This window comes from Candidatus Neomicrothrix sp., assembly GCF_035329545.1.
Lineage (GTDB): Bacteria > Actinomycetota > Acidimicrobiia > Acidimicrobiales > Microtrichaceae > Microthrix > Microthrix subdominans.
In genome coordinates, this window is sequence record NZ_DAOLGP010000056.1 from 1 (window position 1) to 15,271 (window position 15,271).

At 69.2% G+C, this 15,271-nt stretch carries 14 protein-coding genes and 2 pseudogenes; 9 read left to right on the top strand and 7 right to left on the bottom strand.

What is annotated here, in order from left to right; all coding sequences use genetic code 11:
- A pseudogene (locus PKD89_RS18790) lies at positions 1–758 on the top strand (hypothetical protein); the annotation flags it as partial.
- Positions 759–785: 27 nt separating this feature from the next.
- On the opposite strand, the gene PKD89_RS18795 reads toward PKD89_RS18790, so the two are convergent.
- Genes PKD89_RS18795 through PKD89_RS18815 form a run of 5 tightly spaced genes read right to left on the bottom strand, consistent with a single transcriptional unit; the run spans position 786 to position 6,745 of the window.
- The gene (locus PKD89_RS18795; protein WP_289012282.1) at positions 786–1,040 is read right to left on the bottom strand and encodes a hypothetical protein; all 255 of its coding nucleotides are present in this window, start codon (positions 1,038–1,040) and stop codon (positions 786–788) included.
- A gap of 23 nt (positions 1,041–1,063) precedes the next feature.
- Entirely contained in the window at positions 1,064–2,572 is a 1,509-nt protein-coding gene (locus PKD89_RS18800) for an acyl-CoA carboxylase subunit beta (RefSeq protein WP_349257389.1), read from the bottom strand.
- A gap of 35 nt (positions 2,573–2,607) precedes the next feature.
- Positions 2,608–3,702: a PP2C family protein-serine/threonine phosphatase gene (locus PKD89_RS18805; RefSeq protein ID WP_287378220.1), complete on the bottom strand. Its 1,095-nt coding sequence runs from the start codon at positions 3,700–3,702 to the stop codon at positions 2,608–2,610.
- 44 nt (positions 3,703–3,746) lie between these two features.
- Positions 3,747–5,180: a ribosome biogenesis GTPase Der gene (der, locus tag PKD89_RS18810; protein ID WP_287391812.1), complete on the bottom strand. Its 1,434-nt coding sequence runs from the start codon at positions 5,178–5,180 to the stop codon at positions 3,747–3,749.
- A complete protein-coding gene (locus PKD89_RS18815; protein ID WP_289012280.1) occupies positions 5,177–6,745 on the bottom strand; it encodes a DUF512 domain-containing protein in 1,569 nt (522 codons plus the stop codon). The genes der and PKD89_RS18815 overlap by 4 nt, the downstream gene beginning before the upstream one ends.
- A 59-nt stretch (positions 6,746–6,804) precedes the next feature.
- Between PKD89_RS18815 and ispH the strand changes: the two genes are divergently transcribed.
- From ispH to PKD89_RS18840, 5 genes are all read left to right on the top strand, one after another.
- Positions 6,805–7,884 carry a 4-hydroxy-3-methylbut-2-enyl diphosphate reductase gene (ispH, locus tag PKD89_RS18820; protein ID WP_289012279.1) on the top strand — a complete coding sequence of 360 codons (1,080 nt, stop codon included), beginning with the start codon at positions 6,805–6,807 and terminating at the stop codon, positions 7,882–7,884.
- A 212-nt stretch (positions 7,885–8,096) separates the two neighbouring features.
- Positions 8,097–8,504: a hypothetical protein gene (locus PKD89_RS18825; RefSeq protein WP_287391806.1), complete on the top strand. Its 408-nt coding sequence runs from the start codon at positions 8,097–8,099 to the stop codon at positions 8,502–8,504.
- 116 nt (positions 8,505–8,620) lie between these two features.
- Positions 8,621–8,947: a hypothetical protein gene (locus PKD89_RS18830; RefSeq protein WP_287378232.1), complete on the top strand. Its 327-nt coding sequence runs from the start codon at positions 8,621–8,623 to the stop codon at positions 8,945–8,947.
- Between the two features lie 111 nt (positions 8,948–9,058).
- Positions 9,059–9,220: a CsbD family protein gene (locus PKD89_RS18835; RefSeq protein WP_287378235.1), complete on the top strand. Its 162-nt coding sequence runs from the start codon at positions 9,059–9,061 to the stop codon at positions 9,218–9,220.
- A gap of 160 nt (positions 9,221–9,380) precedes the next feature.
- The gene (locus PKD89_RS18840; RefSeq protein WP_289012278.1) at positions 9,381–10,367 is read left to right on the top strand and encodes an iron-containing redox enzyme family protein; all 987 of its coding nucleotides are present in this window, start codon (positions 9,381–9,383) and stop codon (positions 10,365–10,367) included.
- On the opposite strand, the gene PKD89_RS18845 is transcribed toward PKD89_RS18840, so the two are convergent.
- Together PKD89_RS18845 and PKD89_RS18850 are read right to left on the bottom strand one after the other, a co-directional pair.
- Positions 10,364–11,755, bottom strand: coding sequence for a class II fumarate hydratase (locus tag PKD89_RS18845; protein ID WP_289012277.1), 1,392 nt, complete (start codon positions 11,753–11,755; stop codon positions 10,364–10,366). The two genes, PKD89_RS18840 and PKD89_RS18845, sit on opposite strands and share 4 nt — an antisense overlap.
- 107 nt (positions 11,756–11,862) lie before the next feature.
- Positions 11,863–13,833 carry an NADH-ubiquinone oxidoreductase-F iron-sulfur binding region domain-containing protein gene (locus tag PKD89_RS18850; protein WP_289012276.1) on the bottom strand — a complete coding sequence of 657 codons (1,971 nt, stop codon included), beginning with the start codon at positions 13,831–13,833 and terminating at the stop codon, positions 11,863–11,865.
- A gap of 412 nt (positions 13,834–14,245) precedes the next feature.
- On the opposite strand from PKD89_RS18850, the gene PKD89_RS18855 reads away from it, so the two are divergent.
- The 3 genes and pseudogenes from PKD89_RS18855 to PKD89_RS18865 form a co-directional block, all read left to right on the top strand.
- Complete coding sequence (locus PKD89_RS18855; protein WP_287378244.1) at positions 14,246–14,401, top strand: DUF6131 family protein; 156 nt, start codon at positions 14,246–14,248, stop codon at positions 14,399–14,401.
- Positions 14,402–14,496: 95 nt separating this feature from the next.
- Positions 14,497–14,874 (top strand): DUF6285 domain-containing protein, encoded by a 378-nt coding sequence (locus tag PKD89_RS18860; RefSeq protein ID WP_289012275.1) that lies wholly within the window; start codon positions 14,497–14,499, stop codon positions 14,872–14,874.
- A pseudogene (locus tag PKD89_RS18865) lies at positions 14,871–15,271 on the top strand (hypothetical protein); the annotation flags it as partial. The gene PKD89_RS18860 and the pseudogene PKD89_RS18865, both read left to right, overlap by 4 nt.

The window sequence follows — 15,271 nt, forward strand, 5'->3', positions numbered from 1 at the left end:
CAACAGCGGCCTACGGCACGGCGGGCGCAGCGGAACCAGGCTCGGACGGTCCGGCGACGTCGGTGTACGGCACGGCGGTACCACAGTGGTCGGCCCCCGGCGAACCCTCGCCTGACCCGACGGCGGTGCAGCCTCTCCCCGGCGCGCCCGCCCCGGTTCAGCCCGCCGCAGGCCAATGGTCGCCGAGCGGTCCGGCCCCAGGGTCGCCCCCCACGCAGGCCTACCCGCAGATGCAGCCCGCCACCACCGCCTACGGCGTCCCTCAGCCGGCGCCGACCGCACAGGCGCAGCAGGTTCCGACCAGCCACGCACCAGCGGGCTACGCCTCGACAGGGCCGGCTCCAACCGGCGGCCGGCACTGGAACCTGTGGGCCGGCATTCCCGCCGCCGCAGCGGTGTATGCGCTCGGCGGCCTGTGGCGTCTGATCAGGATCGGCACGACGGTGGTCGACTTCCCGCTGCGCGAGCAGGTCGCCATCGGCGTGATGGCGGCGGGCATCGTGGCCGGCGTACTCACGTTGGTGGCACTGGCGAGCAGGAGGCGGGCCTTGGCGGCGCCGGTGGCCTTCGTGCTCGGCGGCGTGCTGCTGATCGACGTCGTCTACGGGTGGTACCTGCAGATGGACCGCGCGTTCTCAGGCTTCGACGCCAACTTCCTGGTCGACACGCTGATCCCCCTCACCTTGCCGCCGCTGCTCCTGGCGGTGGCGACGATGGTGGGGGCGCTGGTGATGCGTGTCGACCCCCGACGCCACTGATCGCCGCCGAGCGGGCTGCCGGGTTGGCTACAGCTTGCCGATCGCCCACATGATGCCCTGCACCAGGCGCCAGCCCAGGTAGATCGTCAGGGCGGCCACCATCAGCCAGAAGTGCCAGGGCGCCGTCCTGCCGTCGTCCTCGACCGGAGCCTGATTGGTATCTGCGGCTGCAGCCGTGTTGGGTGGCGGGATGGGCTCGGCCTGGTGACCCTCCGGGCAGGTTCCATCGCTGTTCAGCGTGGACTGGGTGTAGAAGCGGTCGCAGTCCGAGCACCACGGCATGGCAAAACCTCCGGGTCTCTGGTTTACACCGGTGGGACGCCGTGGCGCCTGTCGGAGAAGTGTCGGACCCGGCCCTCGGCCCGGCTGAGCCGCAGGTGGATCTCCCGCCGCAGCTCGCCCCAGTCGATCACCGCGTCCACCACCAGCTCGGAGGCCAGGCGCAACAGGTCGACGTCGGCCTCGTACTCGGCTCGACGCTCGGCGATGAAAGCCTCCTGCTCGGCCGGATCGGTGATCTCGGCGATCTTGTTGGCGAACACCGCGTTGACCGCCGCCTCGGGCCCCATGACCGCGATCTTGGCGGTGGGCAGAGCCAGCGTGGCGACCGGGTCGAACGCCGGGCCCGCCATGGCGTACAGACCGGCCCCGTAGGCCTTGCGGAGGATGATCGAGATCTTGGCGACGGTCGCTTCGGACACGGCCGTGATCATCTTGGCGCCGTGGCGGATGATGCCCTGGCGCTCCACCTCGGTGCCGATCATGAACCCGGGTACGTCGGCCAGGAACACCAGTGGGATGCTGAACGCATCGCACAGCCAGATGAACCGCGCCGCCTTGTCGGCGGAGTCGACGAACAGGACGCCGCCAACGATGGCGGGGTTGTTGGCGACGATGCCCACCGGCCGCCCCTCGATCAGCCCGAAGCCGGTGACGAGCTCCGGGGCGAAGAGCGGCTTGATCTCGAAGAACGACTCGGCGTCGATCAGCCCGTCGATCACCTCGTGCACGTCGTAGCCGGCGGTGTCCTCGGCGGGGACGATCGTGTCGTCGAGCTGGCGCACCGGCGGCACCGGCTCGTACACCGGCGGTGGCAGCTTCCAGTTACCCGGCAGGTAGGTGAGGTAGGCGCGAACGGCGGCGATCGCCTCCTCGTCGTCGGCGGCCAGGTTGTCGCCGGAGCCGGACACGGTGGCGTGCATGCGGGCCCCGCCGGTCTCCTCCAGCGTCGCCTCCTCGCCGATCACCATCTGAGCCATGCGGGGAGAGCCCAAGTACATCGAGGCATTGCCCTCGACCATGATCACCAGGTCGCAGAAGGCGGGGATGTAGGCGCCGCCGGCGGCCGACGGGCCGAACAGGGCACATACCTGGGGCACCCGACCAGACAGCTTGACCTGGTTGTGGAAGATGCGCCCGGCGCCGCGCCGCCCGGGGAACAGCTGCACCTGATCGGTGATGCGCGCGCCGGCGGAGTCGACCAGCCAGACGATCGGCAGCTCCTGGCTGAGTGCGGCCTCGGTGGCCCGGACGATCTTTTCGACCGTGCGGGCGCCCCACGAGCCTGCCTTGACCGTCGGGTCGTTGGCGACGACGACCACCGGGCGACCGTCGACGTCGCCGATGCCGGTGACCACGCCGTCGGCGGGTAGGTCGGTGGCCGAGGCGTTGGCGAGCAGCGCGTCCTCGACGAAGGTGCCCGGATCGCATAGCAGGTCGATGCGGTCGCGAACGAAGAGCTTGCCTTGGGCATCCAGCTTGGCCCGGCCCCGCTCGAGGTTGCCCGCCCGGGCGCGCGCCCCGGCCGCCGCCAGCCGTTCGGCGTCGGTTGTGGATTCGGCGTCGGCGCTCACTTGCGACGAACCGCCAGCACGGTGAGATCGTCGTTGAGCTGGCCGGAGGCGTGGTCGACGGCGGAATCGAGCAGGCTCTTGGCCAACACTTCGGCGGCGCTGGTGGCCTCCCGACGCAGGTGTTGGCCGATGCGCTCGGTGCCGAATTGGGCGTTGGACGAGTTGCGGGCCTCGACGAGCCCATCGGTGTACAACAACAAGAGATCCTCGGTTCCAAACGCCACCTCGCGGCTGGCGTAGTGGGCGTTGCGGTCCAACATCAACAGCGGTCCGGTCGAGCGCAGAATGACCAGTTCACGTTCGACGAGGGCCAGGTTGGTGCAGTGGCCCGCCGACGCATAGCGCAGCGTGCCCTGTTCGGTATCGACGATCGCCACCAACACCGACAACAGGTCCTCGGGACCGGAGCTGGCCCCCAGGTGCTCGTTGAGTTCGTCGAGCACCTGCGCCGGGTCACGGAACCGTCGGAGGTAGGACCGCAACACGTACTTGGACTGGAAGGCCGAGATCGACGCATCCACCCCGTGCCCGGTGGCGTCGCCGATGACCAGCGCACAGCGCCCGTGGCCGAGCGGAACGACGTCGAGGAAGTCACCGGTCACCAGCCCGGCGCCGGCGTGGGAGGCACGACCGAACTCGAGGTCGTCCACCTCCTCCATAAAGGCCGGCACCAGCCTGTCGGTCCACTTGGCGGTCACCTCGGACTCCTGGGCGATGACTTCCTGGGCCCGCTGGTCGAGACGCAGCCGGGTGAGAAACAGGCGGCCGTCCTCGGAGCCCCGACGTGCCTGAATCACCGTGATCCAGGCGGGCGGTATCAGCGCAACCATGGCCACCCAGGTCCCGGTCATGTCCGTTGCCGAGGCGGTCAACCCACGGACGACGGCGACGACGAACACGACCAGCCACAACAGCACGGCGTGCAGGTGCTGGCGGATCGATGCTCGCGCCATGGCGGCGGCATCGCTGCTGGGCTCGTCGGCCAGGATCCGCTGGCTACCCCGCCAGCGGGCCCACGTTGCGCTGGCCCACACCCCCGTTCCGAGAGCGGCCACGATTGCCCCGATCAGTTGCAGTACGTGCACGCTCACGACGGATCACACTACCTGCCGGGGGTCCCGGCGAGGTGCGCTGATCAATCGCGGCGCTTCACGCGCAGCTTGATCGGCGAGGCCTCCAGGCCGAAGCGTTCCCGCAGGCTGCGTTCCAGGTAGCGGACGTAGCTGGTGGGCAGGTCCCGGTTGGCGAACAGCGTGAAGGTGGGCGGCTGGGTGGCGCCCTGGGTGGCGTAGAGCACCCGGGCCCCGTGCGGGGCGGGCTGGGCCTGCTGGGCGGCGCGGATCGCCTCGTTGACCAGCCGGGTGGGGATGCGGGTCTGGTAGGCGTCGATCGCCGATTCGAGCGCGGGCAGGATGCGCTGGACGCCCTTGCCGGTGAGCGCCGAGATGCGCAGGACGGGCGATTCGCCGATGAAGTGAAGCTTCTGGCCGACCTGCCAGGTGACGTCGTGGCGGGCCTCGGTGCTGAGCAGCTCCCACTTGTTGAGGATCACCGCGATCGGACAGCCGGCTGCGTCGATGCGCTCGGCCAGCCGCTGGTCCTGGTGGGTGACGCCCTCGGTGGCGTCGATGACCAGCAGCGCGATGTTGGCGGTGTCGACCGAGCGGAGGGCACGCACCATCGAGAAGTATTCCGTGCCGGTATCCACCCGGGCCCGCCGCCGCATCCCGGCGGTGTCGATGAAGCGCAGGGCACCCAGATCGGTGTCGACGACGGTGTCGACCGAGTCCCTGGTCGTGCCGGGCATATCGTGCACCACCGCGCGCTCCGAGCCGATCAGTCGGTTGAACAGTGTGGACTTGCCCACGTTGGGGCGACCGACCAGCGCGACGGACACCTCTTTTCCGGTCGTGTGGTCGAGAAGTGGTTCGTCGGGGTCGTCCTCGGGGATGGCCTGGGAGTCGACGAAGGGTTCCCACGGTGCGCGTTCCTCGACCGGTCCCGGCTCGATACCGACGCCCTCGGGGAGCAGGTCGACGATTGCGTCCAGCAGGTCGCCGGTGCCGCGACCGTGGAGAGCGGAGATGGGGAAGGGATCGCCCAGCCCGAGCCCGAGGAAGTCCCAGATCAGCGCCTCGCGGCCGGTGTCGTCGACCTTGTTGGCTACGACGAGCACCGGGGTGGACCGCCGACGGATCAGCCCGGCCACCTGGTCGTCGTCGTCGGTGGAGCCCACGGTGGCGTCGACGATCAACAGGATCACGTCGGCCTCGTCGAGCGCCGCCTCGCTCTGGGCCGACACCTTGGCATCGAGGTCGTCGCCGCGCTGGGACCACCCGCCGGTGTCGATCAGCACGAAGCGCCGTCCGGCCCAGGAGGCCTCGGTCTCGTGACGGTCGCGGGTGACGCCGGGGCGCTCCTCGACGATCGCCTCGCGTCGGCCGATGATGCGGTTAAGCAGCGTCGACTTGCCCACGTTGGGACGGCCGACGATCGCCACACGAGCGAGCGAGGCGTCTGGCGGTGCCCCGTCCCCTGCGGTGGTGTTGGGGGTTGCAGATGTGCTCACTTGCGGCTTCCGATCAGTTCACGTTCGTTCATGCTGGGATTGTCTGTGCTGGCTCGGTCGTCCAGGCCCAGCGCCTGGCCCAGCGCCACCCCGTCGGTGGCCACCACCTCGACCCGCCTGGGCAGGTCGTCCGGGGTCAACCCGTCGAGAAACCGGCCCTGGGACAAGCAGACGTCGGGCAGCAGGTAGCGATCGCCCTCCGGCTCGGCCTCGAGCGTGCGGATGAGGTCCTCCCCCACCATCAGCCCGGTCACCCCGACGTTCCCGCCGAAGAAGCGGTTTTCGACGACGAGGAGGCGGACGTCGTCGAGGGCCAGCGGCCCGAGGAGCGGCTCGAGCACCTGGGCGCCCAGCGCTCCGGTCAGCACGCCGATCGGGCGGGGCCCGGTTGGCGGGGTCGACCGGGTGGCCCCCAACGTCACCGGGGTTCCCGCGCTCGGAAGCGTCGCCGGTGCCGGCTCGGTGGTGGACTTCGACGAGTCCTGATCAGGGGCGGCTGCGCCAAACGAGGCCGACCCGCAGCCGAGGCCGCCGTCGGCGGCACCTGCGGCGGCTCCGCCCTCCCAGCGGGGGGCCCGGTAGCCGGTCGCCGGAGCACCGTCGACCCAGGAGAAGAAGCCTGGCTGCACACCGATCGCCTCGTCGCTGCTGCCGAACAGCTCGGCCTCGAAGGCCCGGGCCATGCCGATGCCGTCCTCGTGCATGCCGAAGCCCTCGTAGGCCTCTGGGTCCGGAAACGGCAGCTCGGCGAGCAGGTAGTACTCGTCGGCCACATGGATCATGCGCCGTCCAAGGACCTCGACGGCCAGCTCGGCCCAGCGCTCGGCGGTCGACACGACGGCGCGGGCCTCGGCGGTCGTGTGGGGCCGCATGCGGGGCTCCTTGTTGTATCGGGAGACGCCCAGCGGCACGAGTGCCACATCGGCCAGCTGGGGGTACTCCTCGAGCACGCCGGCGAGGGTGTCCTCCAGGACACCGCCGTCGTTCACCCCCGGGCACACCACGATCTGGCCGTGCACCTCCACCCCGGCGTCGAGCAGGGCTCGCAGCCACCTCAGGCTGGTCGCGCCGCGCGGGTTGCGCAGCATCTCGGTGCGGGCGTGGGGATCTGTGGCGTGGATCGAGACGTAGAGCGGGCTGAGCCCCTCGGTGATCACCCGTTCCAGGTCGGCCTCGGTGAAGCGGGTGAGCGTGGTGAAGTTGCCGTACAGAAACGACAGGCGGTAGTCGTCGTCGCGCAGCGACAGGCTGCGGCGCATACCCGGCGGCAGCTGGTGGATGAAACAAAATTCGCAGTGGTTGTCGCAGGTGCGCACCCGGTCGAACACGGCGGCGTCGACCTCGATGCCCAGCGGCGCTCCCGCCTCCTTGCGCAGCTCCACCTCGGTCTCCAGCCCACCCCTGGCCACCTCGAGGTGTACCTCGGGCTCGTCGGTGAGCACCCGCCACTGGATCACGTCGCGGATCGCCTGGCCGTTGACGCTCACCAACTCGTCGCCGACGACCAGCCCGGCCAGATCGGCGGGGCTGTCGGGCGTTACGGCGACGACGATCGGGGCTGACACAAATCAACAGGGTACTGGCCGGTAGCCTGATCGGCGTTGGCGACCCGGAAAGCAGGAGCGTGAGCGACTTGGACAGCACTGCGGAATCGAATCTCGACCGGGGGACGGGTGACGGCGTCGAGCTGGTGCTGTTGGCGTCGCCCCGAGGCTTCTGTGCCGGGGTCGAGATGGCGATCAAGGCACTGGCGTGGCTGGTTCGAACCTACGAGCCGCCGGTGTACTGCTACCACGAGATCGTCCACAACGCCCGGGTGGTGCAGCGCTTCGAGGAGCAGGGTGTGGTCTTCGTCGACGACGTGTCCGAAGTGCCCGAGGGAGCGCCGGTCATGCTGTCGGCCCATGGTTCGGCGCCCGAGGTGGTGCGAGCTGCCGGAGCCGGCGGCGGCCTGGTCGTCGACGCCGTGTGCCCGCTGGTCACCAAGGTGCACCACGAGGTCAAGGTTCGATCGGGTAAGGGCTTCCAGATCGTCTACGTCGGTCACGAGGGCCACGAGGAGGCGGTCGGCACCATGGCGGTGGCACCCGACTCGATCCACAGGGTCGAGTCGATCGACGAGGTGGCGGAGCTGCCTCCATTTGAGACGCCGGTGGCCCTGCTGGCCCAGACCACCTTGAGCCACCGGGACTGGTCCGACGTGGCCGAGGCCACCCGGGACCGGTTCCCCGAGCTGTGGATGCCCGGCCGCTCGGACCTGTGCTTCGCCACGACCAACCGCCAGTCGGCGCTGATGGAGCTGGCCCCGCGCTGCGACGCGGTCGTCGTCGTCGGCTCGGCCAACTCGTCCAACACCCTGGCGCTCGAGAAGCTGGCCCGAGAGGCGGGCTGCGAACGGGTGTATCGGGTCAACGCCGCCGAAGAACTCCCGGCGGACCTCGCCGGGGTGGTGGGCGTGACCGCCGGCGCATCCGCACCCGAGGACCTGGTGTCCGAGGTGATCGAGCGACTCTCCCCCTCAGCCGGGGTCGAGGAGATTCGCATCACCGAGGAGGACGAGTACTTCCCGCCACCGCGCGCGCTGCGGGAGATGCGCAGCGCGATCGAGTTGATCGCCGGGTTGGGGTTCGGCCGGATTCCCGGCGACCACGTGGACGCCGACCGGCGCCTGCCGGCCTCGGCGGTGCTCGAGGCGCTGACCTGAGGCCGAGGCCGCGCAGCTGCTACCAATCAGGCTGAGACGTTGGTCACCTGCATGGTCACCACCCGGAGCGATCTGCCATACTGACTCTCGGCCCGCCGGGATGCCCACCCATCCCGGGGGCCACCTGTCTTTTCGGGTGGATCACGCCTTCGGGACATCGCTCACCGAGGTGTTCGCCCCGGCCACGCCGTCCCATGCATCCTGGAGCCCCCGTGCGCCCTGCCGTCGACGTTCTGCGCCTGTTCCTCCATGTCGGTTCGGCCACCGTGTGGCTGGGGGGCATGGTCGTGATCGCCGGGCTCGTCCCGACGCTGCGCTCGATCGACGCGGCTGCTCCGGCCAAGGTGATGTCTGCCTTCGCCAAGATCTCCTGGCCCGCCTACGGCCTGCTGGTCGCCACCGGGATCTGGAACATCCTGGCGCTGCCTTCGATGAGCGCGCTCGGCATCAACTATCAAATCGCCCTCAGCCTCAAGATCCTGCTGGCGGTGGCGTCCGGGTTGGGTGCCTTCGTGGCCCAGTCCCCCCACGCTCCGGCGGCACTCGTGCCCGCGTCCCGGGCGCTGGCCACCCTCAGCGCCACCGGGGCGCTGCTGATCGGCGTCGGCCTCATCAGCTGAGGTCTGCTCCGGAGGGCCGCAGCCGAAGCCAGCCCGGACCGAGCCCGCCGAGAACTGGAGCGACCGCGCTCCCCGGCTAAGTTTGTTGCTCCCCCGACGCAGAAGGATTCGCACCCATGGCGCCCCGCAAGAAGCTCACACCGTTGCAGGAGACCGAGGCCCGCCGCGCAGCGGCCGCCGAGGCCAAGGCAAACAAGGTGCAGCGGACATTCTCTGACGAGGAGAAGGCCAAGCGCAAGGAGCGCGTCGAGAAGGCCAAGGATGCGCTGAGCCGCTCGGCCTCCCTCAAAGGCGACCACGTGCCGCCCGCACGCAAGTCGCTGAAAATGTTCCTCCAGAACCTCAACGGGCCCAACCAGCCCGACGACGGCCGCTTCGAGATGATGATCGAGGCGCCGTTCAAGGCTCCGCCCAAGAAAAAGACGAACGACCGGCGCTTCTAAAAGCCAGAAATAGCGCCTCTCACAAAGTCGATGCATGAACCTGCCGCAGCGTGGGTAAAGACAGGTCGACGACGACGCAAACCAACGCGTCGCTAACCGAGAGGAACCCGCATGTCAGGGAGCACCGACGAGACCAAGGGCAAGATCAAGGAAGCGGCCGGTGACCTCACCGGCAACGACGACCTGAAGCACGAAGGCAAGGCCGACAAGGCCGGCGGCAAGATCAAGGACGCCGTCGACACGGTGAAGGACAAGCTCACCGGCAACGACTAGATCGGCCTCGCACCTGTGCGAGAACGCCAACGGGCCACCTGCTAGGGCGGGTGGCCCGTTCGCGTTGTCGGCCATTGGAGGAAAGCGACGACGTGGGGTTGTTGCCGATCTCATGCCAGGGAAGCGTTTACATCTCCCCCGACGGCGGTATCTAGTCGCCATGACTTCTCCCCTGCCAAGTGCGGTCGGCACCCTGTCCGACGGCGTGTGCTCGTTGCTTGCGAACAGCGTGGGCGGCGGTCCGGCTCCCACGCTGGACGAGCTGTGGGAAATGAATCCCGGCCCGTTCGATCACGACGCCCACCTCGCCCTGTACGTCCTCAACGAGCTCCACTACACCGGTTGGGCGGGCGTGGACGATGCGTGGGAATGGGACTCGACGGTGGTTCGGTGGCGGACGGCGCTGGCGGAGTGGTTCGAGCATTCGTTGTGGGCGGCCCTGGGCTCCGAACTCGCCGACCCGGCTGCGGAGGTGAGGCGGCTGCTCACCCTCGATGGTCCGTCACCCTCCCGGTATCTCGCTGAGGAGGGCACGCTCGACCAGCTCATCGAGTCGATGATCCTGCGCACGCCCTACCACGGTAAGGAGGCGGATCCGCACACGTTCGTCATCCCCCGGCTGAGCGGATCGGTCAAACGGGCGTTGTGCGACATCCAGGCCGGCGAGTACGGCGTGGGCCATGCCCGCTCCCACGCAGAGTTGTTTGCCGACGCCCTCGTCGATTTGGGCATCAACCCGACGCCGAACGCCCACATCGATCTGTGCACCGGCCCCTCGCTCGCCACCTCCAACCTCGTCTCCCTCGGGGCACTGCGTCGGCGGCTGCGGGGCGTGGTGCTGGGGCAGCTGTCGCTGTTCGAGATGGACTCGGTCGTGCCGAACGGGCGCATGGTCGAGTGCGTCGACCGCCTGGGATGCTCCGAGCGGGTTCGTTGGTTCTTTCAGGTTCACGTGATGGCCGACGCCGAGCACGAGGTGCAGGCCGAGCGTGCGTTTCTGATCGACTACCCCCAACAAGAGCCCGTCCAGGTCGACAACCTGCTGCTCGGGATGCGGGCACAGTCGCTGATCGATCACCATCTCGCCGCCGACCTGACGGCGAGATGGTCTGGATCGAGCCGACCGGCGGTGTCGGCCGTCCGCTAGACCACGCCGCCCTCGGTCATCTTCTTGATGTCGAGGTGAGCATCGAGTTCGTCCTCGGCCATCAGCCCTTCGGCCAGCACCAGCTCTCGCACCGAGGCGCCGGTGGCCACCGCCTGCTTGGCGATGCGCGAACCGTTGTCGTAGCCGATGTATGGGTTGAGGGCGGTGACGACGATCGCGTTGCGCTCGACCAGTTCGCGGGCCCGCTCGACGTTGGCCTCACAGCCGCGCACGCACCGTTCGGCGAACGTGGTGGCTGCGTTGGCCAGCAGGTCGACCGACTCGAGCAGGGCGTGGGCGAGCACCGGCATCATCACGTTGAGTTCGAAGTTGCCCAGCGCGCCCGACCAGCTGACCGTCGACGCGTTGCCGACCACTTTGGCGGCCACCTGCATCATCATCTCGGACATCACCGGGTTGACCTTGCCCGGCATGATCGACGAGCCGGGCTGCAGCGACGGGATCTTCAGTTCGCCGATGCCCGAGGTGGGGCCGGAACCCAGGAATCGGATGTCGTTGGCGATCTTCAGGTAGGACACGGCGATCGTGTTGAGCACGCCGGCGGCGGCCACCGCTGCGTCCTTGGCACCCTGGGCCTCGAAATGGTCGTCGGCCTCGCGGAACGCCATGCCGGTGCGCTCGGCCATCACCTCGATCACCCGTGCGGCAAAGCCGTCGGGGGCGTTGATGCCGGTGCCGGTGGCCGTCCCGCCCAGGGCCAACTCCTCCAGCTCGGGCAGCACTCGTTCCAGGCGGGCCTGACCGTGACGGATCTGGCTGGCGAACCCGCCGAACTCCTGGCCGAGGGTCACCGGTGTGGCGTCCATCAGGTGGGTGCGGCCCGACTTGACCACGTCGGTGAACTCGGCGGCCTTGGCCTCCAGGTCACTCGCCAGCACGTCGAGGGCCGGCAGCAGTTCCTCGCGAATGGCGGCGACGGTGGCCAGGTGGATCGCGGTCGGGATGACGTCGTTGGAGCTCTGGGCGTAGTTGACGTCGTCGTTGGGGTGCACGCGGTGGGTGCCGAACTCGCCGTCGAGCAGTTCGGAGGCCCGGGCGGCAATCACCTCGTTGGCGTTGGTGTTGGTCGAGGTGCCCGAACCGGTCTGAAAGATGTCGAGCACGAACTGGGCGTCGAGCGCCCCCTCCATCACCTCATCGGCTGCGCGGCGGGTGGCGTCGGATGCCTCGGCGTCCTTGTCCCCCCGCTCGGCTGCGACGGTGGCGACCGAACCCTTGATCAGCCCGAGGGCCCAGATGAAGCGACGGTTGAACCGCAGATCCGAGATGGGAAAGTTGTCGACCGCCCGCTGGGTGGACGCCCCGTAGTAGGCGTCGGCGGGCACCTTGACGTCGCCCATCGAATCGGTTTCGGTGCGGTAGTCCACGCTGGCTCCTCGGTCATCTCGATCTGGACGCCGCTTCACCGGCGACGGGTCCACAGGTGGGGACCCGACGGCGACGCTACCGCCGCTCGCCCGGCCGCTCTATTCCGCTACCCCTTTGCTTTGGGGGCGCCGACGTTTCGCTCGATATCGAGGTCGATCGTCGCCTGCATCGCATTGCCCAGTTCGACGATGTCGGCGTCGCTCAGGTGGCGGCTCAGCAGCGGCTCCACCACCATCTCCTCCTCGGCGATCAGCACCTCGATGTCGGCCGTGATGTCGTCCAGGTTGCCAACGCCGCGCGCCTCGCGGACCAGGGTCAGGCACTGTTCGGCCGCATCGGCGTCGTAGGCGGCGGTCCAGGCGGCATCGTCGCCGGGCACGGCCGCCACCCGTCGCAGCATGGGGAACAAGATGCGCTGGCCGACGTCCAGGTAGATCGCCAGGATGCGCTCGAGCTCGTCGAGATGGGCCAGGCGCTCCTCACCCTCGCTGCGCTGAGCGTTGTCGAGGGCCGATCGCATCGCCTCGTGGGCGATGTCCAACAGCTCGAAGGCGTAACCCTTGCCGACGGACGCGGCCTCGTCGACGGGCTTCGGACGCTCCTGGCTGGCCTCGGTGATCTCGGGGCTGGCGCCCCGCAGCCGGTCCACCGGTGTCTCTCCGGAGTCGACTCCCCCGTGGGTCCAGTCCAGGTTCTTGTCGGCGTAGCGGTCGTCGAGGATCGCTTCGTCGCCCGCCAGGTCTGCGATCGGGGCGATCGTTACCCGCTCGACCGGTGGCCGGCGGCCCTGGACGTGCTCGCGAAATTCGGTGCGCAGCAACTTGAGTGCTCCGGTGGTGACGTCCTCCTGCTGGCGGCCCAGGCCGCAGCGGGCCCCGTTGGACACCGTGCTCGACAGGCTCGACAGCGCGGCGAGCGTTCGGGGCGAGCCGTCGTTGGAGAGGATCATGTCCAGGTGGGTACTGATGGCGGCGCCGTCGCTCTTACACGGCTCGCACTGCCCGCAGCTCTCGACCGCCAGGAAGTGGGCGATGCCGGCTGCGACGGCCACCAGGTCGGTCTCCTCGTCGAACACGAGGAACCCTGCCGACCCCAGTCCCGAGCCGATGTCGCGGATGTGCTCGTAGGTGACCGGCGTGTCGAACCGCTCCGCTGGGATCATGGCGTTGGCGGTGCCCGACACCGCTGCCACATAGCGGTGCTGCTCCTTCGGTGCGCCGCCCAGGTCGTCGATCACCTGCTGGAGCGTCACGCCCATCGGAAACTCACCGACGCCGGCGAGGGTGGTGTCGCCCGAGACGGTGGCGATGAACGTTCCCGGCGAGTGCTCGGTCCCCAGCTCCCGGAACCAATCGGCCCCGTGGGCCAGGATCTGGCTGACGTGGGCCAGCGTTTCGACGTTGTTGGCCAGGGCAGGCGACTCGGCGCTTCCAGATTCGGTGGCCAGCTGCACGTTGGAGGCCATGTTTCGTTCGCGGTTGCGGTCCTCGGGCTCGATCCCTCGTCGATAGGGCGGCGCCACCCGCGGAAACGGACCGCGGCCGTCGATCACCTCGAGCAGGCCGGTCTCCTCGCCGAACAGGTAGCTGTCGGGCCCCTCGACCACCGAGATCGTCACGTCGGTGGCCACCCGGGCCTCGCGCAGCTCCTCGACGGCGGTGCGCATCCGTTCCAGCTCTCGCTCAAAGGAGCCCTTCATCGCGACGACCACCCGGGGCGCCGACACGGCGTAGGCGGCGATCAGCGCACCCTCGAGCACCCGGTAAGGGTTGGTGCGCAGCAGCGTGCGGTCCTTGAACGTGCCGGGCTCGCCCTCGGCGGCGTTGACGACCACCGAGGTGGGCGCCGTGAAGGACTCGTTGCCGAGGACCGTCTGCCACTTCACCCCGGTGGGAAACCCGGCGCCGCCGCGACCGCGCAGCCCCGAGGCCTTGATCACAGCGATCACTTCGACCGGGTCGAGCTCGGCGGCGGCGGCCAGCCCGGCACCTCCCCCGGTGGCGACGTAGTCGTCCCAGCTGGCCACCGGGTGGGCATCGAGCACCCGGTTGACGGTCGATCGACGATTGTCTGACATGGCGACGGCTCCTCTCGGGCGCCGGCAGCTCCCGGCCCGACTCTGACCATACCCAGTTTCGCTACTCCGGCGAGGCATGACTCTCCGGCCCCACGACCCGGGAGCCCGGTCGACCGATCATGACGGCCGCTGGGCGGTGGCTGGGCGGTGGCTGGGCTCGGCCAGCGCCTCGGGGAACCACTCCAGTCCGCAACTCGGGAGCCCGGAGCGCGCCCTGGCGGTCGTTTGCGCTCCCCGGTTCGGAGAGGCCACGCAACTCGGGAGCCCGGAGCGCGCCCTGGCGGTCGTTTGCGCTCCCCGGTTCGGAGCAATTGCTCAACCTGAGGTTTCGCTCATGGAGAGCCGGGTACGAAGAGGCAGCGGACGGGACAAGTTGTCACCGCCGCAACGGCCCGAGGGAAGGCCATCAATCATGATCATTCTCGGTGTAATCCTCATCCTCATTGGCATTCTCGCCAAGATCGGCATCCTGTACACCATCGGTGCGATCCTCGCCGTCGTCGGCGTGATCTTCTGGATCCTGGGCGCCACCGGTAACGCCATCGGCGGTCGCAACCACTGGTACTAGGCGCCGCGCGCAGTCCACGCACTTACCGCAAGGGCCGGGCGACCTCGGGTCGCCCGGCCCTTGCCGCGTCCGGTGACCCACTAGGTTCCAGTGGCGTGGGGGACGAACCGAGCGCCGAGGCGCTCCTGTTGGCGATGGCGGCCGCCCTGGCCGACCAGGTGGTACCCGCCACGTCCGGCGGTGCAGCGCATGCAGCCCGGGTAGTGGCCAACCTGTGCCGGATCCTGGCCCGGGAGGTCGTCGACCCCGGCGACGATGTCGCGGTCGACCTGCGGGTACTGCTCCGTGCCGACGGCCCAGGAGACACCGCGCGCTTGGAGGGCATCGACACCGGCGGGTTGCTCGTTGCCCTCGATGATCGGCTTCGTGACGGCGACGCCGGGTTCGCCAAGGAGGCCTTGCCCCTCGTTCGCCGGGATGTCGAGCGACGACTGGCGATCTCCAAGCCCTCGTACCTGGACGACCTGCCGTGAGCGCGCCTCCCGGCTCCGGCCGCTCCGGCGAACCGACCGACCCCGCTGCCGCTGGCGCTGGCGCTGGCGATGACGCCGGCTTGCAGCGCGCAACGGAGCGGGCCCTGGCCGACCTGCTGACCGCGCATGGCTGGCACGATCCGGTGGTGGCCATCACGGGCGCCGCATCCGTGGGCGCCCAGCGATCGACCCTGCTGATCGATATCGAGTCGGAGGACGAGATCATCCCGGCGGTGGCCCAGCTGAGCAGCGGCATCATCGCCGCCGTGCCCGCCACCGTCGAGAGCGCAGTGATCGAACTGGCCCGAACATCGGGCGTTCCAGCCCCGCTCGTGCTGGCGGCGACCGATGCCCTAGCGGGTACGGGCCAACCGGCGCAGGTGGTCAGCCGGGAGCC